General features: G+C 51.8%; 25 protein-coding genes. 7 read left to right on the plus strand and 18 right to left on the minus strand.

Annotation, left to right across the window (positions count from 1 at the left end; genetic code table 11):
* Window positions 1-220 precede the first annotated feature (220 nt).
* Window positions 221-925: a hypothetical protein gene (locus K3T83_RS10500; RefSeq protein WP_220202923.1), complete on the minus strand. Its 705-nt coding sequence runs from the start codon at window positions 923-925 to the stop codon at window positions 221-223.
* Window positions 926-1,274: 349 nt separating this feature from the next.
* Between K3T83_RS10500 and dnaA the strand changes: the two genes are divergently transcribed.
* From dnaA to K3T83_RS10530, 6 genes are all read left to right on the plus strand, one after another.
* Window positions 1,275-2,843, plus strand: coding sequence for a chromosomal replication initiator protein DnaA (gene dnaA / locus K3T83_RS10505; RefSeq protein ID WP_220202924.1), 1,569 nt, complete (start codon window positions 1,275-1,277; stop codon window positions 2,841-2,843).
* Between the two features lie 81 nt (window positions 2,844-2,924).
* Complete coding sequence (locus tag K3T83_RS10510; RefSeq protein ID WP_220202925.1) at window positions 2,925-3,401, plus strand: RpiB/LacA/LacB family sugar-phosphate isomerase; 477 nt, start codon at window positions 2,925-2,927, stop codon at window positions 3,399-3,401.
* Between the two features lie 189 nt (window positions 3,402-3,590).
* Window positions 3,591-4,169, plus strand: coding sequence for a hypothetical protein (locus K3T83_RS10515; RefSeq protein ID WP_220202926.1), 579 nt, complete (start codon window positions 3,591-3,593; stop codon window positions 4,167-4,169).
* Between the two features lie 185 nt (window positions 4,170-4,354).
* Window positions 4,355-4,666 carry an ATP-dependent Clp protease adaptor ClpS gene (locus K3T83_RS10520; protein ID WP_220202927.1) on the plus strand — a complete coding sequence of 104 codons (312 nt, stop codon included), beginning with the start codon at window positions 4,355-4,357 and terminating at the stop codon, window positions 4,664-4,666.
* Between the two features lie 331 nt (window positions 4,667-4,997).
* Window positions 4,998-5,513: a universal stress protein gene (locus K3T83_RS10525; protein WP_220202928.1), complete on the plus strand. Its 516-nt coding sequence runs from the start codon at window positions 4,998-5,000 to the stop codon at window positions 5,511-5,513.
* Between the two features lie 217 nt (window positions 5,514-5,730).
* On the plus strand, window positions 5,731-6,327 hold the full coding sequence (locus K3T83_RS10530) for a GAF domain-containing protein (protein ID WP_220202929.1): 597 nt from the start codon (window positions 5,731-5,733) through the stop codon (window positions 6,325-6,327).
* Window positions 6,328-6,464: 137 nt separating this feature from the next.
* Here K3T83_RS10530 and K3T83_RS10535 read toward each other — a convergent pair whose 3' ends face one another.
* A complete protein-coding gene (locus K3T83_RS10535; RefSeq protein ID WP_220202930.1) occupies window positions 6,465-7,643 on the minus strand; it encodes a DUF711 family protein in 1,179 nt (392 codons plus the stop codon).
* Between the two features lie 423 nt (window positions 7,644-8,066).
* On the opposite strand from K3T83_RS10535, the gene K3T83_RS10540 reads away from it, so the two are divergent.
* Complete coding sequence (locus tag K3T83_RS10540) at window positions 8,067-11,267, plus strand: AAA domain-containing protein (protein ID WP_220202931.1); 3,201 nt, start codon at window positions 8,067-8,069, stop codon at window positions 11,265-11,267.
* An 89-nt stretch (window positions 11,268-11,356) separates the two neighbouring features.
* Here K3T83_RS10540 and tatC (K3T83_RS10545) read toward each other — a convergent pair whose 3' ends face one another.
* The 16 genes from tatC (K3T83_RS10545) to K3T83_RS10620 all read right to left on the minus strand — a co-directional run bounded on the left by tatC (K3T83_RS10545) (window position 11,357) and on the right by K3T83_RS10620 (window position 22,067).
* Window positions 11,357-12,145, minus strand: coding sequence for a twin-arginine translocase subunit TatC (gene tatC / locus K3T83_RS10545; protein ID WP_220202932.1), 789 nt, complete (start codon window positions 12,143-12,145; stop codon window positions 11,357-11,359).
* A 49-nt stretch (window positions 12,146-12,194) separates the two neighbouring features.
* Entirely contained in the window at window positions 12,195-12,479 is a 285-nt protein-coding gene (locus K3T83_RS57865) for a twin-arginine translocase TatA/TatE family subunit (protein WP_220202933.1), read from the minus strand.
* Window positions 12,480-12,686: 207 nt separating this feature from the next.
* Window positions 12,687-13,493, minus strand: a complete 807-nt coding sequence (gene tatC / locus K3T83_RS10555; protein WP_220202934.1) for a twin-arginine translocase subunit TatC — start codon at window positions 13,491-13,493, stop codon at window positions 12,687-12,689.
* A 48-nt stretch (window positions 13,494-13,541) separates the two neighbouring features.
* Window positions 13,542-13,838, minus strand: a complete 297-nt coding sequence (locus K3T83_RS10560) for a hypothetical protein (RefSeq protein ID WP_220202935.1) — start codon at window positions 13,836-13,838, stop codon at window positions 13,542-13,544.
* On the minus strand, window positions 13,831-14,568 hold the full coding sequence (locus tag K3T83_RS10565) for an RNA polymerase sigma factor (RefSeq protein WP_220202936.1): 738 nt from the start codon (window positions 14,566-14,568) through the stop codon (window positions 13,831-13,833). The genes K3T83_RS10560 and K3T83_RS10565 overlap by 8 nt, the downstream gene beginning before the upstream one ends.
* Window positions 14,569-14,770: 202 nt before the next feature.
* Window positions 14,771-15,007 carry an acyl carrier protein gene (gene acpP, locus K3T83_RS10570; RefSeq protein WP_220202937.1) on the minus strand — a complete coding sequence of 79 codons (237 nt, stop codon included), beginning with the start codon at window positions 15,005-15,007 and terminating at the stop codon, window positions 14,771-14,773.
* Window positions 15,007-15,450 carry a transcription antitermination factor NusB gene (gene nusB, locus K3T83_RS10575; protein WP_220202938.1) on the minus strand — a complete coding sequence of 148 codons (444 nt, stop codon included), beginning with the start codon at window positions 15,448-15,450 and terminating at the stop codon, window positions 15,007-15,009. The genes acpP and nusB overlap by 1 nt, the downstream gene beginning before the upstream one ends.
* Before the next feature lie 137 nt (window positions 15,451-15,587).
* The gene (locus tag K3T83_RS10580; RefSeq protein WP_220202939.1) at window positions 15,588-15,926 is read right to left on the minus strand and encodes an Asp23/Gls24 family envelope stress response protein; all 339 of its coding nucleotides are present in this window, start codon (window positions 15,924-15,926) and stop codon (window positions 15,588-15,590) included.
* A gap of 224 nt (window positions 15,927-16,150) precedes the next feature.
* Entirely contained in the window at window positions 16,151-17,170 is a 1,020-nt protein-coding gene (fabD, locus tag K3T83_RS10585; RefSeq protein ID WP_220202940.1) for an ACP S-malonyltransferase, read from the minus strand.
* Window positions 17,171-17,260: 90 nt separating this feature from the next.
* Window positions 17,261-17,461: a 50S ribosomal protein L32 gene (gene rpmF, locus K3T83_RS10590; RefSeq protein ID WP_220202941.1), complete on the minus strand. Its 201-nt coding sequence runs from the start codon at window positions 17,459-17,461 to the stop codon at window positions 17,261-17,263.
* A gap of 72 nt (window positions 17,462-17,533) precedes the next feature.
* Entirely contained in the window at window positions 17,534-18,073 is a 540-nt protein-coding gene (locus tag K3T83_RS10595; protein WP_220202942.1) for a YceD family protein, read from the minus strand.
* A gap of 159 nt (window positions 18,074-18,232) precedes the next feature.
* A complete protein-coding gene (locus tag K3T83_RS10600) occupies window positions 18,233-18,853 on the minus strand; it encodes an SPFH domain-containing protein (protein ID WP_220202943.1) in 621 nt (206 codons plus the stop codon).
* 109 nt (window positions 18,854-18,962) lie between these two features.
* Window positions 18,963-19,475: a pantetheine-phosphate adenylyltransferase gene (coaD, locus tag K3T83_RS10605; RefSeq protein ID WP_220202944.1), complete on the minus strand. Its 513-nt coding sequence runs from the start codon at window positions 19,473-19,475 to the stop codon at window positions 18,963-18,965.
* Window positions 19,476-19,696: 221 nt separating this feature from the next.
* The gene (locus K3T83_RS10610) at window positions 19,697-20,083 is read right to left on the minus strand and encodes a hypothetical protein (protein ID WP_220202945.1); all 387 of its coding nucleotides are present in this window, start codon (window positions 20,081-20,083) and stop codon (window positions 19,697-19,699) included.
* Window positions 20,084-20,146: 63 nt separating this feature from the next.
* The gene (locus K3T83_RS10615) at window positions 20,147-21,412 is read right to left on the minus strand and encodes an MFS transporter (RefSeq protein WP_220202946.1); all 1,266 of its coding nucleotides are present in this window, start codon (window positions 21,410-21,412) and stop codon (window positions 20,147-20,149) included.
* A 79-nt stretch (window positions 21,413-21,491) separates the two neighbouring features.
* Complete coding sequence (locus K3T83_RS10620; RefSeq protein WP_220202947.1) at window positions 21,492-22,067, minus strand: PadR family transcriptional regulator; 576 nt, start codon at window positions 22,065-22,067, stop codon at window positions 21,492-21,494.
* Window positions 22,068-22,177: the final 110 nt, after the last annotated feature.

Here is a 22,177-nt window from a genome sequence, read left to right on the forward strand (position 1 = left end):
AGTGTGCAAGCGCGAAACTTCTGACATTATATCAGAAGTGAAAGTTGAGCGTCGAGGGTCTGTTCGCAAAACAGCCTCTCCAAAGCTACGAACGATGCTTATTTACAGTACTCCAACAGTACTATAGTAGGGACGAATGACCATACGAATATTCACACAGCAGTTTTTTTGGAGCGCATCTCGACCCATTGCAGGATATACCAATATGCCTTTTCACCATTTATGCCGGAATCCATGCGATATTCGGCTGCAAGTGTTGAAAAAATTGCGCTAAAACTGGTGTGGCTCCCTGCGCGGAGAAGACGATATGTGTTGTATCGCGCGCCCCTGAGCATAGTTGCATACTACTTTGCGTCTTTGCGCCAGTTTTTGTTGTCGCAACCGGTTTAGTACTATTTCCCGCCGGAGAGGGACTGCATTGAAAGGCCGTGTTTTGTGCACGCAAAGGAGCCTCTGAAAAGCTGATAGAGCTATGATCGGGCAAAAGGTATCCTATCGTAAAATTCCCGCCAAAGATAGGATCATGAATTGTGGCCGAGGCACTCATCAGGCAGGCACCAGCCGGCAATGCTGCTGGGAGAAAAACGGTAAAACCGAGGTCCGCCTTGACCTGGACCCAATCAGCCACCGTTTTTGGCGCACCACCAGAGCCCGTAGTAGCGCCCTCATCGCGAAACACCATCAATGGCTTGCCACACCAATGAAATTGCGAGAGCGCGATCTGCTTTACAGCAGCAGTTCCCTGAGGCGTCGCGCTGCCACCGAAAGCGGGGCCAGAACAGGCCATCAACATCACCCCTGATACGAGCATATATCCAACAAGCTGTATCCATCTCCATTTTACATCCACAAAAAACGGCGTTGTTTTTTTCCATTGCGGATACAACCATTGTCTGAAACGAGCGGCAAAACACAGCGTACCCATCCAGCTACTCCTTACAAATTACTGCAATAAAAAGCCATGCAATGTATAAACGATCAGACACACCAGATATCTCCATAGAACCTGAGAGTCCAGTATACATTTCTTCAAAAGAACACAATGCCGGTAAACTAAATTCTATGAGCATTGCAAAGAGAAAGAAAAAGAGGGGATAAGAGGGCTTTACAGCCTTCAGATTTAATGCTACCATTACATTCCACCGCCATTACAATTGAATCAGGAAGCTGGTGTTTCGCTTTCCTCGATGCCAGTCGCATCTTGTGTTAAAGCGGAAAGAGAATTCAATACATTGCTAATAGAATACTACTAGCCCTGAAGGGGTAATAAACGTGTGAATGCAAGACAAATTTGGCAAACAACAATAGAAAGATTACAGGCACGAATAGCTCCTGCGGCGTTCACAACCTGGTTTCAAGGAACTTCGGCGCTCTCTTTTCAGGATGGCGTCTTTACTGTACGTGTTCCCTCAACGTTTGCCAAATCGCATCTTGAACACCGCTTTATAGAACCAATCCGCTCCATCCTTTCAGAGGTCACGGGAGGCGCAGTTGAGGTCCAGTTTGTGGTGGCAAAGGAAAATTCTGAGCAGGCAGGCGAAATGACAAGAGGCAATATGTTCACACCTCCTAAACGCCCCCATCGTCTTGGGCGCAGCCGTTTCTCGGCACAGCGCGAAAAACGCATCGCCGATGCCGCCGCCAACGCCATGCAATCGGTCACATCCAGGCTCTCACCTCCACGCACACCACGCATCGTGGAAGACGAACAGGTTGAGCAGACCGCCAACGAAACAACAGGTGTAGCTGAAATCAGCGGTGTCCAGGAATATAATAGTACCGTCACGGCAAAGCCTCCTACATTCTTCAACGAAGGCGGTCTGCTCAACCCGCGCTATACATTTGACGCCTTCATTGTCGGCAAGTCAAACCAGCTGGCCCATGCTGCTTCGCTTGCCGTCTCAGAAAACCCGGGCCGTATCTACAATCCCCTCTTCCTCTACGGAGGAGTCGGATTGGGCAAGACGCATCTACTGCACGCAGTCGGGCACGTTGGCGAGGCAGCGGGATTGACCGTACTCTATGTAACCTCGGAAAAGTTCACCAACGAGATCATCAACGCCATCCGTTTTCAGAAAACGGAAGAGTTTCGCGAGAAATATCGCCAGATCGATATCTTGCTGGTCGATGATATCCAGTTCATCGCCGGGAAAGAGTCAACAGAAGAAGAGTTTTTTCATACCTTCAACTCTCTGCATATCGCCAATAAGCAGATCGTCGTCACCAGCGACCGCCCACCAAAGGCGATCCCCAGTTTGCAGGATCGTTTGCGCTCTCGCTTCGAGTGGGGGCTGCTAGCAGACGTACAGGCTCCCGAATACGAGCATCGACTGGCAATTCTCCGCTCAAAGGCCGATTCGTTGCACTTTGCGATTCCCAGCTCAGTTATCGATTATATCGCCCGCGCCGAATCCCACAGCGTACGAGAGCTTGAAGGCTCACTCAATCGCGTGATTGCATACGCGACGCTGCAAGATGCACCAATTACGGTTAAGCTGGCCTCGCAAGCACTCGAACACATTTACTCTGAGAAAAAGCAACATACAGCGCTAACCGTCTCCGAGGTACTGGTTGGCGTTTCTCGCTACTATAACGTCGATGCCGACCTCCTGCGCGGCAAACAACGAGACCGCGATATCGTCTGGCCTCGTCAGGTTGCCATGTACTTGATGCGCGAAGAGACCAGCGCCTCCTGGTTACAGATCGGCACAGAACTGGGCGGACGCGACCATACCACCGTCATACATGGGTGGGAGAAAGTGCATGCGGAGATGGCCCACAGCGACCGTGTGCGCCACGAAATCGCCGCTGTGCTGGAGTCATTGCAGCGCGGACAGATCTAACCGCACCCTACAGGCCTGCTCTGTATTATAATCTCCATAGAGACGATATATTTCGCAATCAAAAGAAAGCAGGCCCTTTTCATGAAAATAGCCATTGGCAGCGATGAGCGCACGCACCTGACCGATTTCGTCATCGAAGAACTCAAGAGGCGCGGTCATGATCCCCTACCCTTTGGTCCCCTCGCAGAAAATGATCCCGAAAAAGACTGGCCGCAGACCAGCAGCAACGTCGCTACAGCCGTCGCCACCAGCCAGGCAGACGAGGGGATCGTTTTTTGCTGGACGGGAACTGGAGCCTCCATAGCCGCCAACAAAGTATCCGGTGTTCGTGCCGCACTCTGCCATGATGCAGAGACAGCTCAGGGAGCGCGTACCTGGAACCATGCCAACGTTCTTGCACTGAGTTTGCGGGCAACGACGGAAGGCATTGCAAAAGAGATCCTGGATGCCTGGTTTGCCACGCCCTATTCCGATGATGCCTGGAACCACCAGCAGATGGAGCGCATTCGACAATTGGAAGAGAGGACAAACGCGCACATGGATTCCTCATCCGCGTAAATGATCACTCGCAACGCCTGTGTACTTCACTTCGTACTCTCTAATAGAAGATCCAACCAGTAAGATACAAACTCTCGGCAATAGGGAGAGAGAGAAGATATAATATAGCGAAAAATTGCCAGGTTGGACATTCCAGATCGAATGTTAGCCATTCTGTGCAATCTATCCTGTTCTATTAGGAGACACCATATGCAGCAACAACAACATGCCGACTATGATCTGTTGGCAGTTTTCGCAGAGGAGGCAAAAGCAGATGCAGCCGTTACCAAACTCCGTAAAGAGGGGTTCAATGAGGAGGAAGTCTATCAGCTAGCATCGGGAGCAGCTGGCAAAGGCGAGTTCCGCGATCATCGCTCAAACAACAGCCGCAGCGAGTACTTTTTGCAAACGAAACGCAGCGGCCCTAACCCATTGCTGGTGGTCGCCCTGGCGATTATCTTTGGCCTCGTGGTGGGTGGACTGAGCTATCTGGCAAGCTTTGCCCTCCCGAATCTCTCGGAACCAACCACGCTGATTATCGGCGTTATCCTCGGCCTGATTATTGGCGCGATTATCGGCATTGTCCCAATGACCCGGGTGCGTGGCAACATCGGACAAGACCCTGCCAAAGGGAGCGCCGCGCCGCCAAAAGAGCGGGGAAACGGCGCAAAAACGGTGGTTGCCTTACGCTTTCCCGATACAGACAATCCAGCCAGAAAGTCCCGCGCCCGCGCCATCCTGCTCAACAACGGGGGAAGGATCGATAGGAGCGTGGGAAGACGAGAATAGACCGATAAATAACTGGATGCCTCTCATGATTGAGAGGCATCCTTTTTTGTCCGACATTGGTGGGGTAATAAGCAACCAGGCGTAGGATATTTGTTAGGAGACTGGCAAAATACAGTATACTTCGTTACAATAGACTTTGTTGAAAAAACACATTCCTGTCTTAGTTCACTATTCGGAGAATATCAGTGGTGTTTCAAGATCAGTTGGCGTTTCCCCGGCTGCAAATCAAACCGGAGAAGATCATCCGTCAACATACAAAGCTGCTTCCTCCGTATAAAGTCATCCTTTTCGACGATGATGTCAATGAGATGAATTATGTCATTTTCGCGCTTCTGCACTCCGTCAACAATCTTTCGGCACAGGAAGCTGAATCTATCATGCTTTCAGCACATCTGACAGGAAGTGCAATTGTCGTTGTTTGTCCGAGAGAACTGGCCGAGTATTATCAAGAACGCTTGCTCAGTTATGGATTAACAGCAACGATTGAACCAGAGTAATTCGGTACACGCTGAGGCGGCCCTGGTGGTCGCCTCTCTCTTTTACGGCTCGATCCTATTTTGGAAAACTGAGGCAGGAACAGCACGTTGTAGCGGTAGGATATGAAAGAACAACACAGGATTGATCGCAACCGTATATCATAGTAGCGCGATATGATAGTTGCCTGACACAAAGGACGGTTTTGTGTATACAATTCTGCCATTGACGGAAGGAGAACTGGAGAGTAGAATTCAGAGAGATGGAAACCTGAAAGACGTTGACTAACGATGTCGGTACGACTTAAAGGTGTTTGATGCTGTTTTATCATACTCCATCAGGAGGAGACAAATCATGGTTCACTTATGGGGTTCCAGAGCCAGGGAAGAAACAGAGATAAGCAAATCTGCCCTTGGAGAGGGGGCCACCGGGGATATCGCAGTTGTCCTATGTGGCGATAAACTGGATGCCAACCTTGTATACCTGGGATGCCAAATGGCAAAAGGTGCCAAACGAAAAGTACACCTCGTTCACGTAATTGAAGTTCCGCGCGCATTACCACTCAAAGCTGTCTTAACTCAGGAATCTGATCGTGCAGATAAGTTGCTCAATGCTGCAATGGAAATTGCAGAGAAAGTTGGGTGCGAAGCCGTCGCCGAGGTGGTCCAGGCGCGCGATGCCGGACCTGCTATCGTTGACGAAGCCAAAGATCATCACTGCGCTTTGATCCTGATTGGCCTGGTACGCAATGGCAACAAACCCGTGCAGGAGCTTGGCAAAACTGTCCAATATGTTCTGGCAAATGCTCCCTGCCGCGTCTGGCTTGTGCAAGATCCTGCGCCACGACCGCAGCACGCGTTGACGCATTAGTCCAGGGAACAAGATAAAGAAAATAACGCACAGATACACATAAGCGTTCGCTGTCATGAAGACAACCACCTGTCAAGCACATATGGTTTGTTGAGAGATATGATATGCTCCTCGACCTGAACCTGAATACATATGTTACAATTGAAACGTAATAGTTAGTGACCCTTGCTTTTCTAGCCAGTGTACACGACCACTGTATTCGGGGAGACAGACGAAGATGACAACGAACTCTAATGTGACAAACTCTTCACCTCGTTCTCACAGAGATTACTATACAGCCCTCTATCAGGCTGCACTTACCATCTCATCCAGCCTTGAACTCGATCAGGTGTTGCAAAGCGTCGTGACGAGTACAACTGAGGCAATGCAGGTGAAAGCGTGCGGACTACGCCTACTCGATCCAGATACAGGCCAGCTACGCCTGAGCGCAGTGTATGGCTTGAGTGGCAGTTACCTGGCAAAAGGACCGGTTGATGTTGTACATAGCGCTATCGATAGCGAAGCGCTACGCGGCTCTCCCGTCTTCATTCCTGATGCCAGGGATGATCAGCGCTTTCAATACAAGGGAGCCGCAAAAGAAGAGGGAATCGTATCTGTACTCTGTGTGCCTCTGGAAGTACATGGAGAGGCCATTGGCGTGATGCGCGTTTATACCAGCGAGCCAACGACCTTTCACGAAGATGACATCCAGTTTCTTTCGGTTCTTGCCAGCCTCGCAGCATTGGCAATCGATAATGCACGCCTCTATGAGAACATCAGAAGTTCCTACAACGGGGTGATGAGCGCCCTCTGGGGAACGCACATGAATCCCTAGACAATCTCACAAACAAAATTCGTAGTGGCACGATTTATCGCGCTTGTGGACATTTTTGAATTAAGTGCCACAAGCGCGATAAATCGTGCCACTACGAATTTTGTTCAATATTTCATTACAAGCAGTTAAGCCTCTCATTAGATACGTGTATTGGTCAGATATGGCGAGGTGAACGAGGTATATTCGCCTGCTTGCTTGCCTGGTACTGGAAAGAGACGAGCAGAAAGCGGCTTATTCAGGCGGTGGGCAAGCGTAGCAACGTCCAGCAGGAGATGAGCAATAGAAGCAGCAGAGCTATCGCCGGGCAGCGGAACTGCGTCCAGTCCAGTCCCGCAGACAGACGAGTACAGCAGCAGGCGATGTGCATCGACGCGTCCCTCCGTCCAGCGCTGCCCCAACACCACATCCTCTAAAACTGGCAACATCAAGCCACAATACCCGCAGGTGGGGAGACCGCTGCTTTTCAATGCCGCCGTAATCGCAGCCGCCACTGCCAGCGTGCCAGAACTTCCCAGCGGTCCATACCCGCATAGCTCCATCGCCGCGACAATGCTATCCTCACCAAGCGGAGCTGGTGACACGTCGATGCCACCAAAAGCAAGGCCAGCATCGCGTGCAACTTGCTGCCCCAGCTCTACGATAGGTGCGGCCTGCTGTTGTAAGGCTTCTCGTATCCATTGCGTCACCAGTCCCAGATTTTGCGGGTGTGCTCCATCCGCATGCTGCGTTCGGAGCGCTGCGGCGACGATCCCTGCTCCCTGTACGCCAATAGACAGGTTGGAGGGGCCGGCATGATATGCAGCTGGAAAGAAGGGCGAGCCAGGCGGCATGCAGGCCAGCATCGCAAAGCGGAAATTGCCGAATCCTTCCTCTGTCTCCACAGCCAGACGTTGCATGATCTGTGCAGTCGGTAAAGCCGCCTCTGTCCTGACCCCGTGTTCAGACGTTGCAAGCAGCACGGTCGCGTTCAAAGCCGGGGATGGCCCCACAAGGTCCGCAATACAATCCAGACGGTCAAGGTCAAAGGCTGGATTGGCCGCTGCTACCGTCCCGAGCGAACAGAAGTCAAGCTGTACATCATCGAGCATCTTCTGCAATTCGCGTGTATAGTGACCGAGGGCGGCGGCAGGCCAATCTGCCAGATCATCAAAGAGAGGGCGCGTTGAGAGGCGTACTGTCTGGATTTCGTAGCCCGCCTCTTGATAGCGAGTACTTGCCCGTGACAGCACCTCTTGCGCACGCTGAACGGTGCCTGCCGAAAGAGGATGGGGATCAGCCAGACCAAGCGTGATTGTGCGGACTGGTGGCGTTGGCATAACTATGCTACCTCATTTCTTTGTTTACGCTGCAATGTATACAACTCTATTGTACCCATTCGATCATACACCTTTCACAGCCATCATGCACGAGCCATTGTGCTACAAACCTGTTTGTGTCGGACAAGCCAGGTCTCCCAGGGCTTTCCAATTCTCCCATCTAGCAGGAGTGCAGAGGGCGGCAGCCCTTTGCCAGGGTGCGGGGTGTCCCCGCAAAAACCTTTTTTCTTCTCTTTTGCGCGCCGCCTGCGGCGGCGCGCGAAGGAGGGAAGGAAACTGGGGACACCCCAGACCCCGGCAGGGAGACCCCTGCCCCCCTTTGAGCGGAGAACTGAAAAGCCCTGCCAGGTCTCCCTCTCACCTTGACGAAAATGTGTTCTTCTCGTACACTTTCTGCAACAGCGTAATAATGGGGAGATGTGTATGGCAATTCACGATATCTATCGAACCGATGAAGCCCAACAGGATTGCTTTCTCTGTGCGTTGGATCGGCACCAATGCCACACGCCACAACTGGAAGGACGCTTCATCGCTGCCCGTGAAGGAATGCTTGATGGAGAACGCACAGCCAGTATCATTCTCGATACAGGGACGGCGCGCGTTGAGGTGCATCTCGATCATCAGTATTATCAGAAGTTGATCCACGAACTCAAAGCCTGGCACGATCTCAAGCCCAAAGGTGGGCATTCACCACCTCCTCCCCGGTTGCGCATTTACCATCTGCCCGCCGCTCCCAGCATCGTTGAGTATAAAGGCCGTACACGACACCGCTATCAAGGAAACAAATATACGCTGGCGGTGCTGGAACCCGACATTCTTTTGAATATTACCGATCTCAATCAGGCGGCGTATTGCTCGCGTCAACATCTTTTGCAGCGCCTCAGCCCATCGACGGCATCGGCGGCAACCATTCGCGGTAATCTTATTCATCACTGTTTCAAAGAGCTGCTCAAGGAACACGATAGAGGAAAATTTGGCGCACAAACAGACGATGCAGAGCAAGAAACACCGTTAGAAGTACTTCATCGTCATCTGGAAGAGGCGTTGCGCATTCACAGCATCGATATGGCTCTGGCAAACGTTGCAGCTGATACGATGCGCTCAGAGGTTGCATCTCATCTTGCCAGCCTCGCTTACTGGTACGAAACCGAGCGCGCCACCCTCTGGGACATGCCAACTGCCTATGTTGACTCACCAGATGGGGAAGGCAATCAGGTGCGGGCGGAAACCTTTCTGCTGGCTCCTGAAATTGGCCTGCGTGGACGCCTCGATCTCTTCTGGCGACAGGCAGGCAGACAGCGATTGCTGGAACTCAAAACAGGTAAAGCAGACAAAGATCTCCCCAGAACGGAGCATCGCTGGCAGGTCAACGGCTATCAGGCGTTGCTCACGGTGCGTCGCGATGCTCGCATGAAAAAAGCACTGGCAACCCTGCTCTATAGCAGCACACCCGGCAAGGCGCAGGCGTTGGGCATTCCCTTCACCATTCGCGAACTCCAACGTGTGAATGAGACGCGCAACATCTTGATTCTCAGTCACATCACCGGCAAGCCACCCGCTCCCCCTGGACCCTCGCGCTGTACCCGCTGCTCGCTCCTTGCCACCTGCCAGCACGTCTCATCGTTGCTGTCATGGCAACCGCCAGAACCGGACATCACCAGCACGGAGCCTGCGAGCAACGGCGAAACTGCCACCTCCACGACTCGCGCATTGCGTGCTTTCGATACAGAGGAAGATCGCCAATTCTTCGCCGAATACTATATGCAATTACAGGAAGAGGGGAAGGCGGGCGAGGCGCAGCAAGCCCTTCTCTGGAAAAAATCTGTTGCAGAGCGTATCGAAGCCGGCACTGCTATTCAAGGTCTGGAGCCAACGAGTCCACCGATGATAGAAAAAGATGGCTGGGCGCAAACATTCCGCTGTAGCAATGCATCAGAGCTACGAGAAGGCGACGAAATACTGCTAAGTAACGGCAACCCAATCACTGGCGAGGTCGTTACTGGCACATTGCTCAAGGTCAGTTCGGAGGCGGTGACGGTCTGGACACGCGAAAAGATTGCGCATCCTGATCTGATCGATCGCTACGACAACGATCTTGTCCACATACGCACGCAACAAAATCTCCTGCGCTGGTGGCTCCAGGCAGAAACCCATATACACGATCTGGTGGCGCGCAAGGTACGGCCACGCTTCATCGAACAACACCTGCCGAGACGTATAGACTTTAACCGCGAACAAAATCTGGCCGTTGAGCGTGCCATCCAGATGCAGGACTATCTGCTTATTCACGGTCCCCCAGGAACAGGCAAAACAAGCGTGATTGCGGAGATTGTCAAGCAGCTTGCCGCACAGGGTCAGCGCATACTCCTGGCCGCCTTCACCAATCAGGCCGTTGATAACATGCTCAAGCGGCTCAACCGCGAGGGCTTTCATCACTATGTACGCCTGGGGCACGAACGCAGCGTTGAGGAGAGCATTCAGCCACACCTGTTAAAAACGCTGGTAGGAGAGACGCCAGAGCCGGAACAGGTGCGCGAACTGCTGCGCAACAGTGCGGTTGTGGCCTCCACAACCGCCACATGGTCATCAGACAAATATACGCCACCATCGCCAGCGGCAAATGATGAGGTTGTAGAAGATACCGGCCTCCTTTTCGACGTGGCAATTATCGATGAGGCGGGACAACTTACTGTTCCAGCTATCCTGGGTGCTCTGCGCTTTGTTAGGCGTTTTATTCTAGTAGGCGACGAGCAACAACTCCCGCCGCTCGTCCTGAGCAAAACCACTGCTCAGGAGCCGCCAGAAGAACGAGAAGCAGCAGAGGAGCCAGTGAAATGGAAGCTCAGCGAATCGCTCTTCAGCATCCTCAAACGCTACGATGAAGAGTATTTGCAAGAACATCCAATGGCAATGAGCGCATGCGTCCCTTTGCGCACCCAGTACCGCATGAATCAATGGATCTCAAATTTTTCTTCGACCATCTTTTATAACCGGCAACTCGTCGCGCACACATCAGTTGCGCGCCGCTATCTGACATTCCCACGATCAGCACAGTCAAAAAACAGGGAAAACTATACTCTCTTGGATAAAGTACTCGATCCGACACGCCCCCTCGTGTTTGTCGATGTCGGGTCAGAGGCACAAATGGAAGGTAATCCAGAGGCCAAAACGAGCGACGTAGAGGCCCGGGCGGTCCGCGCAATCGTTGGAGAACTGCTAACACGGGGAATTGCAGAGCAAGATATCGGTATTATCGCTCCATATCGCGCTCAGGTGGCCAATATACGGCGTCATCTGCTCAGTAGCGCTATTGAAGAGGGATGGCAGGGTCTCGCCTCAAATTCGCCTCTCAGCGTCGATACCGTAGACCGTTTCCAGGGGGGAGAGCGCATGGTGATCATCATGTCGTTTGCCACCAGCTACGAACCTGCTGCTGCCAGTCCCAGGCGCGAATTCCTGGTCAATCCCAACCGCCTCAACGTTGCCCTGACACGTGCCCAACGCAAACTGATCCTGGTTGGCAGCACGTCGGCCCTCAAAAACCTGCCGATTTTCGACCGGCTGATCACCTACTGCAACAGCATGAAGACGATTATCACCTCGTCACCCTTACCAAACCCGTAGCGATAATCCCTTGTGGTTGTCGCGGGAAATGTTTATATTACATTTTTCCCCACGACAACCACAAGGGATTATCGCTACGGGTTTAAAGGTTATTCAATTGCAGCATCTTGTTGTTTATCGACGGTAAAGCGGATAAACAGGATGGTCAGTTCGTACAGGCATGAGAGCGAAACACCAATAAAAATGGGGCTGTACAGATCTGCGCCGGGCGTGGCGAAACAGGAAGCAATCCACATGCCAACATGGGCTGCGGCGCGTTTCTTGCGCAACATATCCGATGTGACCCAGCCAACCTTTGCCATAAAGGTCAGCACCAGCGGCAGCTCAAAGACCAGGCCAAAGACCAGGATAAAGAACGCCACAAAGCTAAAGTAGCTATTGGCCGAAACCAACTCGACAAAGCTGTTGGCGGCAAACGTCACTAACCACTCAAGCGGGTAGCGCAGAACAATATAGCCGAGGCTCACGCCTATAAGAAACAACACGACGCCTATAAAGATAAACGGTACAGCATATTTCTTCTCTCGCTCATACAGGCCAGGAGCAATAAAGGCCCAGGTCTGATAGAGAAGCACGGGAATGGAGAGAACCACTCCGGCGGCAAGAGAAATCAAGAAGAAGACCGTAAATCCTTCCGCGATCCCTGTTACCACCAGATGTCCCTTTGTAAGAGGGTCAGCTTCCTTTGGCAAAGGGGCCGTCAAGAACGCCATCAGCTGTTCTCTGAAGATGAAGGCAATGACGGTGAAGACCGCGACCGCGATCAAACACTTGAAGATACGCCAGCGCAACTCCTCCAGATGTTCAACCAGCGTCATTGAGGAGACTTCATCCTCTTCTTCCTCATACTGATTCATTTCATAATCGCCGGTCGCCATAGTTTCTCCCTACTTATCGGTTGACCTTTGCGACTGCCTTATCTACAGCCTAGTCAACGCTCTTTTCTTTGCTGCCGACCTCGACCTCTGGCTCGCTGGCCTCGCGTGCATTGGCGGCTGCCTTCTTCGCTGCTATTTCGCGCTCAATGGCTTCCAGATTCGGAGCAGGTGTCTCCTCTTTCTCTTCTTTCGGATTGGTTAGTTCGTTCATGCCCTTCTTAAACTCTTTGATACTCTTGCCGATGGAAGAACCCATTTCTGGCAGGCGCTTGGGGCCAAAGATCAGCAGGGCGATAACCACGATGATAATGAGTTCTGGACCATGAAATGGCATTGTGTGTATCCTTTCTTGCTCGCTTGTTCAGCTTGACGCGTCTTTTCAGACAATACTTCTCTGTATCCTACACGCATATGCACAACAATCACATGGCGCTACTTCACAGCTTCATCATGCAGTATAGCATGAATACAGGCAAAAACGCTCGTTTGCTAGCCCAATCATAACAGCAAGCCGCGACTATTGTGCATATACCTCCCTGTATTATGAAACAGCTTCAGCTGCTTGTTTACCCACCACCAGATGAATAAACAGAATACTTAGTTCATACAATAATGATAGCGACACCCCGATAAAGATCGGGCTGTATAGATCAGCACCAGGCGTAATGAAACAGGATGCAATCCAGATACCGACGTGGGCCACTTTGCGCTTATTCTTCAGCATCTCAGTATTCACCCAACCGACCTTCGCCATAAAGGTCAGCACCAGCGGCAATTCAAACGCCAGGCCAAAGGCCAGCAGGAAGAATGCCACAAAGCTAAAATAGCTATTGGCCGAAATCAATTCGGTAAAGCTGTTCGCGCCAAACGACAACAACCACTCCAGGGGATAGTTCAAAACGATATAGCCCAGGCTTGCCCCCGCCGCAAAGAGAACCACGCCTAGCACGATAAATGGCACAGCATATTTCTTCTCGCCCTGACGCAAACCCGGAGCAATAAAGGCCCAGATCTGATACAGAATGACGGGCAGCGAGACAATCAACCCGGCAACAACAGAGATCAGGAGGTAGACCGTAAAGCCTTCCGCAATCCCTGTCACCACAAGTTTGCCATGCGTGACAGAAGCAGCCATTTTGGGGAACGGTCCCATTAAGAGCGCTATCAGCTGATCCCTGAAAACAAAGGCGACGATAGAAAAGATCGTGACGGCAATCAAAGACTTGAGAATGCGCCAGCGCAACTCCTCCAGATGTTCGATCAACGTCATGGAGAAATCTTCGTTCTCTTCTTCATCTTCCTCAGCGCTATAGTTGTAGGTAAGCTGGTCGAGATCACCAGTCGCCATAGTTTCTCCCTACTCTATGTTATAAGCAGCGTGTTTTTCGTGTGTCGATTACGGCGCATGCACAGCGTCTTGCCGCTGACCAACCAGCGCGGATTCAACCATGCGCATGCTCTCGATGCCAACGCTTAATAAGCCGGCACCAGCTGAAGTCAGCGCCACAAAGCGCACAGCACGGCGGCGGCTGATGCGATGGGTCCGCAAGCGGTTCGTCACACCTTGCTGCCAGCGCAGATCCGCCTCCTGGTGGTGTAGAGAAGCGACAAGTTGCTGTTCCAGACCAGCAGGAGATGATGCAGTACGTCCATAGTGGCGTAGCAGCAGAGTCTCAATAGAGTCGTTATGCATAGCTTCTCCAGGTCGTTGAAGAGCGCGTTGTAAAGCTGAAACGCCGGGATTTATCATTCAACGTTTGTTGCTCAACACGATCTTCATTCGTTGGGTGTGCAGGTTCTTGCGCGGCACCATCAAAGACCGTTTCACCACTCTCCTGAGCATAGACCTGCTGAAACTGCTTGCGAGCACGCGAGAGACGCTGACGAACAGCTGCCTCTTTTAGCTCCAGCATATCAGCGATCTCGCCAGTCGAGAGCCCACTCACAATCGAGAGCAGGAGAACGACGCGCAAAGGCTCAGGAAGTTTCGCCATTGTACGCCGAACGGCATCCTGTTCCGCGATCAATTCTTCGGGATCGTCGGCCTCGACCGCGCCAAATCCAGATGGTTGAACCGGTGCGGCCTGCTCATTCAACGTCTCATGCTCTCCCTCGCGCGGCTCGGCGTCAGACCTCTCGTGCTGCATATGCGAGAAAGGGATAAAGCGCAGAATATTGCGCCTGCGCCGCTGCATGCGAACGGTATTGAGAGCGATACGCAGCAACCAGGCTTTGGCATGAAAATGCTCTCCACTCGCGGTGCGAGCGGCATCAATACCTTTCAAAGCCTGATGGAAGGTATCCTGAGTAAGATCCTGGCTCTCTTCCCAATCCCCGGTCAGACCATAGATGGTATGAAAGACCAGTTTTCCATATTCATGAATGAGCGCCTCTACGACGCGTGCCGCCGATAGCTTTTCCAACACACCACTCTATTCGTGTTCGATGGAGGATATCTCCTGTAAGATATCTTCTTACTAATGAAGATGCATGAACCAGGGGAAGTGTGACAACGAAAACAAAAAAGATAGGGAAAAATACTTGAAAGGGGGAAAAGTTCCAGGGCGGCCGCTCTGGAAGCTTTGGCGAGCAAACCAGAAACCGCCCTAGTTATGGTGCAAGCGATTACCGCAAATGCTCTTCGATGTAATCCTCGGCTTCCTGAACCGTTGTGATTTTCTCTGCATCCTCATCAGAAATTTGTAATTTAAACTCTTCCTCAAGAGACATGATGAGTTCGACTAGATCGAGTGAGTCTGCATTGAGATCCTCAACGAAGGAAGCGCTGGGAACAACCTCGCTCTCTTCAACACCGAGTTGATCAACAATAATCTTTTGCAACCGATCATGTATAGTTGCCATTATTTCACCTCACTTTCCGCTTTAGGGATGGGCTGTTGTTGCGCCCGATTAAATATTGTACCCAGGACGCCGTTGATAAAACGACTGGAGGTATCGCTGCCAAAAGTCTTGGCAAGTTCCACCGCCTCGTTTATAGCGGCCTTTGCTGGTACCGTATTATTAAACAGAATTTCGTAGATTGCAAGCCTCAAGATATTCTTATCAATGCGAGCCATCTGTTGAAGCGGCCACTCACGCGCCGCGCTTTGAATATGAGCATCAATATCCACCAGGTGATCGCGAACGCCCAGAACTAATTCATTGGCATATTCTACCACCTTTGGATGCAGATGGCGCTCCTCAGCATGGCGCGGCAATACCTCCATCGGATCATGATGAGCAATATCATATTCATAAAGTGTTTGCAACGCAATCATTCGCGCTTGTCTGCGTATCCCTGGCATGGTTTCCTCGAATAGTTCCTAAGAGTTTCCACGCTGCCACATAGGAGATATGTACTATACAATCTGTACACTACCTATCTTACGACTCCCCCTAACCCGCGATCACGCCACTGTGATCAGAGGTACAGAGAGAGATCCTATGCAACATCCTGGATGTATACATTGACCTCTTGTACCTGCATCCCCACCATCATTTCGATAGCGGATGCTACCTCTTCCTGTACAGCAGTTCCCACTTCTACAATATCAACGCCTGAATCTACAACAATATACAGGTCAGCAGAAACGGTATTATCCTTTACCGTCAATGCTACCCCCTGACCTGGCATCTCGCGACCCAGGAAACGCGACCATTGATCGTTCACCTGTGCCATCCGTGCAACTCCAGGTATGCGCACTGCTGTATGAATGACAATCGTTGAAAGTACCTGTCGGACAACACGCACCACTCCGGGTGCTTGCTGCTCTACTGCCATACCTCTCCTCCTATGCATCATGCCTACCACCTGCCTTCTTCGCGAAAAGAAGGCGAAGAAAACGCCGTCAGAAACGTACGCGATCTTATTGCAAAGATAGGCGGTTTTCTGATGCATGTCAAGTGCATTATACCAATCGGTCTTTTCTTCAGCAATGGCAATCTTCTTCGATTACCGCTGAGGATGCACTCAACTCGTGCAATTTGTTCCCTCACGATTATACGTTACGAGAGCGCACTAATCTCACGTACAAGGGCAACAACTTTTGCTATATCTGCCACGTTGCCAATATTCGCAGTGGTGACACCCTTCACAATACGCTTGATCATACCGGTTAACGCCTGCCCAGGACCAATCTCGATAAACGTCGTGACTCCTTCGCTCGCAAGATATTCGATGGTTCGCGTCCATTGCACCGAAGCAGCAACCTGCTGAGCCAGTTCGTCTCGCAGCACATCAGCAGTTGCGAGAGGTGCTGCGCTTATGTTGCTGATCAGAGGAATCAAGGCATCATGTAAAGGTAAATCTGCAAGCACCTGCGCCAGATGCTCTGCCGCCGGTTGCATTACAGGCGAATGGAAGGCACCACTGACTGCCAGCGGGATAACGCGCTTCGCTCCACGCGTACGGGCCAGCTCAGAAGCGAGGGCCAGCGCACGCTTCTCGCCAGAAATCACAATCTGGCCGGGAGCATTGTAGTTGGCTATCACCACCTGCCCCATCCCTGGATGCGTGCGTTCTGCGCCCTCTGAGGCCTGACGGGAGGCTTCCTGGCAAACTGCTTGCAACGACTCCGCATCCATTCCAATAATCGCGGCCATACCGCCGGGACAGACTGTTCCCTCATGATCCATCAAGCGTCCACGCTCACGTACCGCACGGATCGTTTGTGGCACATCCAGCACACCAGCAACGGTCAGCGCGGTCCATTCGCCGACGCTATGACCGGCAACGTAGGCCGGAGCGAGTGGAGAAGAAAGGGAAGATGAATCAGCAGAGAGGGCTTCTTGAAACGCGGCAAGGAAGGCAAGGCTCACAGTGACAATAGCCGGTTGTGCATTGATCGTTTCACGCAAGGTCTCTTCGGGGCCAGAAAAACAGAGATCGCTGAGCGAGAAGCCCAGGGCATCATCAGCCGTCGCAAAAATACGCCGTGCCGCCGCCGATGCCGCATAGATATCCGCACCCATGCCTACAGCCTGGCTACCTTGCCCCGGAAAGAGAAAGGCAACTCGTCTCGTCATGCTTAGTTCACTCTTTAAAAACTGTGGGCGGCTCGCCTCTCTCTACCTTATCGCTTTCAACGGTATAGACAGCATGGCCGCCCAGCAATATTAATGCTCGTGGTTGTGATGTGTCTTTGGCAAAAACACCTGCTGCCCACGATAGGTACCACAATTCGGACAGGCATGATGCGACAGGCGCGGCCTTCGACACTGCGGACAAGCAACCAGTTGTGGTAATTTCAGATGATGATGCGCTCGACGTTCACCCTGTCGGGAGCGCGAGACACGCTGCTTTGGTAATGCACCCATAGGTTATTGAACTCCTCTTCATACCGGTACAATCACGCGAGTCTGACTCAGGCGATAACCGATGCATGTGTGTTACTTGAGACGCTGCCCATCGTCGTTGACCAGCAACGTTTTCAGTACATTAAATCGTGTATCAACCTCCGGTTCACATGAACAGGGACCGAGGTTGAGGTCTTTGCCACACTGTGCACACAATCCAGCACAATCTTCCTGACACAGTGTTACCATAGGAATATCGAGGAGTACCTGCTGTCGTACCGCCTCGGTCAGATCCACCAGATGATGTTCATCGATGGGGAAGGCATCTTCTACATCGTCGGCCTGAACCGGAACTCCGGTCACAACATCCACTGTTGGATAAAAACGCTCTTCAAATGTCACATGCAACGGCTGCTGAAACTCTTTCAAACAGCGCGTACAGGTAAGCTCAAGGACCAGATCAACCCATCCATCGACTAACAATCCCTGGTTGATGTGACGCATGCGCACATGACCAGTAAGAGGGCCAATGACCTTGAGGTCTTCGTCGAGCTGAATTTCTTCTTCTTGTATCTCTGAAACTAATGAAGTTCCAACAGGGGACTTCAAAAGCTGCGCCACATTAAAAATCATGGAATTTCCCCTTCCATAACGAAATTTTCAAGCGTTTGCTGATAAAATATGCTATGGCGCAAGGTAAAACATCCCTCGTCATGCTGGCGCTTGCTCATTATAGACAAGCCACAATAGGGTGTCAAGACCCGAAGAGGGATATCTGCCTATCCGACATGCTTACTGATAATTTGGTCCACCCATCGTATCGGCTGCAAGCGAGGCACGGCGCGGCAGTGGTTGCATTGGAGGCGCTTTCTCATAGATCTCCTCCTCCGGCTCCTCTTCTTCCTCCTGTGTCCTCTGCTGCTCTTCCAGGCTATCCAGCCCGCGCTCGATACTAAGAATCGTACGGCTCACGTCAGTTTCGACACTGACCAGATGCTCGCGGAGATTACGCAATGTCTCCGTCACATAAGCATCGGCGTCATTTTTGAGCTGTTCCGCCTGCTGCTCGGCCAGTTGAATCATGTTTTGCGTCTGATTCTCTGCCCGATGCACAAGCTCCTGAGAACGCTCCTCAGCTGCTCGCAGCAGCCCTTCACGCTGCATCACGCGCTCCGTTTCCTCGCGCGCTCGCGCCAGCAGGTTGGAGGCATCGGCCTGCGCCTGAGCAAGAATTCGCTCTTTCTCCTGAATAATACGCCTGGCCTGCTTAATCTCATCAGGAATAGAGGTGCGCATCTGTTCAATGATATTAAAGATATCGCTCTCTTTAATGATGATCTGATTCATCAGGGGCATCTTGCGGCTACCGGCAATGAGGTTTTCCAGGCGATCCACCAGATATAAAATATCCATTTGTTGCCTCTCCTCCTTCCCCGCCATGCGTTCTTCCCCCAGACGCGGCGACATGCACTATTGCTGTTCTCTATTGCTTCATAGTATTACAACACGTTGACGCAGCTATCTATTTCCTGAGATCAAACTTGCGTTGTAGCGCTTGCACCACCGGCCCGGGCAACATATCCGTCACATCACCGCCCAGGTTCGCAACCTCCTTGAGCAAGGATGAACTCACAAATAGATGATCGAGGTTTGTTAGCAGACATACAGTCTCAATTTCAGGGACCAGCTTGCGATTCATCAATCCCTGACGAAATTCCGCATCAAAGTCGTTCGGCGAGCGCAGACCTTTGATGATCACATCTCCATCAACCGAACGGACAAATTCCACCAGCAGCGAAGAGAACTGCTCGACGCGCACGTTCTCTAAAGCCTCGGCAGCTATCACTTCTTGCCAGAGGGCCACGCGTTCTTCTACAGAAAAGAGAAGATTCTTGGCAGGAAAAGCATAGACGCCAATGACGAGCGTATCGAAAAGCCTCGCTGCTCTTCGCGCAATATCGAGGTGCCCGTTGGTCGCGGGATCAAAACTCCCTGGATACACAGCAATATGCTGTCGCTTCTCCCCGGTACTCACATCATACTCCCTCTGGTAGATTTAGCCTGAACAATCCCCTTTTCAGGGATAGCGCGGCCACCGCCTCCTACCATACAATAAAAAGGCTACCCTTCATTAAACCATATCATGAAGCATTCGGCAATAGCCTCATCACTGTTGAACAGCCTCGTCACTAAAAAACCTGGTCCAGAAATAGTTTTCTGAATCAGGTTCTTCTGTATTAAGAAACGTCTGTCGCGTTATTGTTGTTGTGCTGACTGCGTTGCGACATTCAGCCGCTTATAGCGACCAGCAATCGCTTCACCCATTCCTGCCGCAGAGAGGCCCAACAACAGATGAATCACCTGAATAAGCCAGTGCAGATCGCCAACTAGAATGGTACGCTGGTTGAGGCCAAACAGCAAGACGATCAGACCCAGCACAATCGCGCCAATCCCGATTCCAACGCCACCCTTGATGGTAAAGGCGAAACCACCCAGTACCCAGAGGGAAAGGACAACAAGAATACCCAGCAACATGTGAACAGGCACCAGCGCGCCTCCAACGCCAAACCACATCAGGAGGCCAAGAATGAGAGCCAGCAAAACAACGACACGCAATACCATGAGGGTGATACGTACAGCCATGAATATCTCCTTGAAATAGTACTTGAAATAGTATTTTAAGCCGTAAATGCGCCAGAAGAACGCTTACGAACGCGGTTGCGACGAAGACGATACTTCGGCTACATCTTGTGCTTCGACAACCTCTAAGGATAATCGTGTGTGGCGGCGAACAGCAGAAAGCGCCGGTAAAGCCACGATAGCAGCCAGTATCACCAGTATACCACCGACAACGAACGGAAGCGCGCTGCCAAAGGTATAGAGGCTCCCCGCAATAAGAGGACCGACGATACGGCCCAATCCCCCCACTCCTTGCGATAAGCCTAGCATCTCTCCCTGCATCTCAACCGGACTGGCAAACGAGAGCAACGTCGAGACGGTCGGGGTGACAGCACCATCACCCACGCTAAGAATACCCAACGTTACTAACAATAGCGCAAATCGGGTACTGAATGCCAGAGAAATCAGGCCAACCGCCATCAACACCAACCCGGCTAACAGCACGCCCGGCTCTCGCCAGCGCTTCACCAGCCTGCCTACCAACCCTCCCTGCATGATGACCACGATAATCCCGATATAAGTGAAAATGTAGCCGTTCTGAGACGCTCCCCACCCGAAGGTATGCTGGGTGAACAGCGCAAAAATCGCCTCCATCCCCGTAAAGGCGATGGTGTACAATAAATTGACCAGCACCATGCTCAGCACTGATGGATAGCGCGCAGCGTTGCGCCAACCAGAGAAGAGAATGCCCAATCCCCGGTTCCCGTGATGCGTCTGCTCCGTCTCTCCACTCGCTCGCTTATGCGTTTCTGGCAGGAAGAGGAAGACCAGCACAGCATTGACCAGTGCAACACCTGCCGCCACCCAGAAAGGGAGCGTCTGCCCGGTTGGTGCCAGCACGCCACCAGCCGCGGGACCGATCACAAATCCCAAACCGATAGCGGCACCTATCAAGCCCATGCCCTTTGCACGATCCTGCTTCTCGGTGACATCCGCAACCACCGCCTGCGCAGAACCAATATTCGAGGCTCCCAACCCGCCAATAAAGCGAGCCAACAGCAGCAAGGGTAGCGTATTGGCAAGGGCCGTCATCACCAGTGCAACCGCCTCGATAAAGAGCGAGGCGACAATTATTGGCTTGCGTCCATAGCGATCAGAAAGCGTTCCCAGAACAGGGGTAAACAGCAATTGGGCCAGGGCATAGACCGTGATAATCAGGCCAACCTCAAATGCATTCGCTCCCAGGCGCTCAGCCCAGAAAGGAAGGAGAGGAATAACCAGGCCAAAGCCCGTAAAATCTATCAGGATGGTCAGGGCCATCAAGAACAATGGAGACCTTTTTTTCTTCTCCATTCTATGCTCCTCATAACAATACCGTTAAGTCAGATTTGACCTGAACGATAGAAAAAACGGCAAAATACCACTTCTATACTTATGCCGTAACTTGAGAGGATTGCTCGTGGCTGGAACGGAGATGATTGATCGTCCGCTGCAACCAGTTGAGTTCGGCATCCAGCAACATCACATCATGATCGTACACCAGCCGGTGCGCCTCGTCCTGTGTTCCCTCATATTGGCGAACGACGCTGGCACGATAGCTGGTAACGAGGACATGACGCTCAGCTAACAGAGCAATTGCCTCTTGCTTGCTCAGATGATGCAAAAAGAAAAAGCAGACATCGACCTCGCTCAGACCGGGCCGATAGGTACTGAGCATATTTCGCAACAATGTATGGAAATAGCGTCGTCCCTGCTCGGTAATGTAGTAGACATCGCGCTCACGGAGGGCCAGCGAATCATGGGCAGAACCAGGACCGGGAGCCTCCACCGTCTCGCGGCGGATCTCCAGATAGCCATCCTTCGCCAGCTGCTCCAATTGATAATAGATCGTTGGCTTCTTCATGAAATTTGCCAGGAAATCATGATGATTCTCTATGACTTCCCGGATTTGCTGTCCATACATCGGCTTTTCGAGCAGCAAGCCGAGCAACATTACCTGTTTATACATGCTTTGCCCTTTAGTCAACTTTGACTTATTGTAACGCAGAGCATATTTTTCGTCAAGTAGCGACAAATCCTTGCGGTTGTCGCGGTCTATACACGAATACGGCTCATTTG

The organism is Reticulibacter mediterranei, from assembly GCF_016587455.1.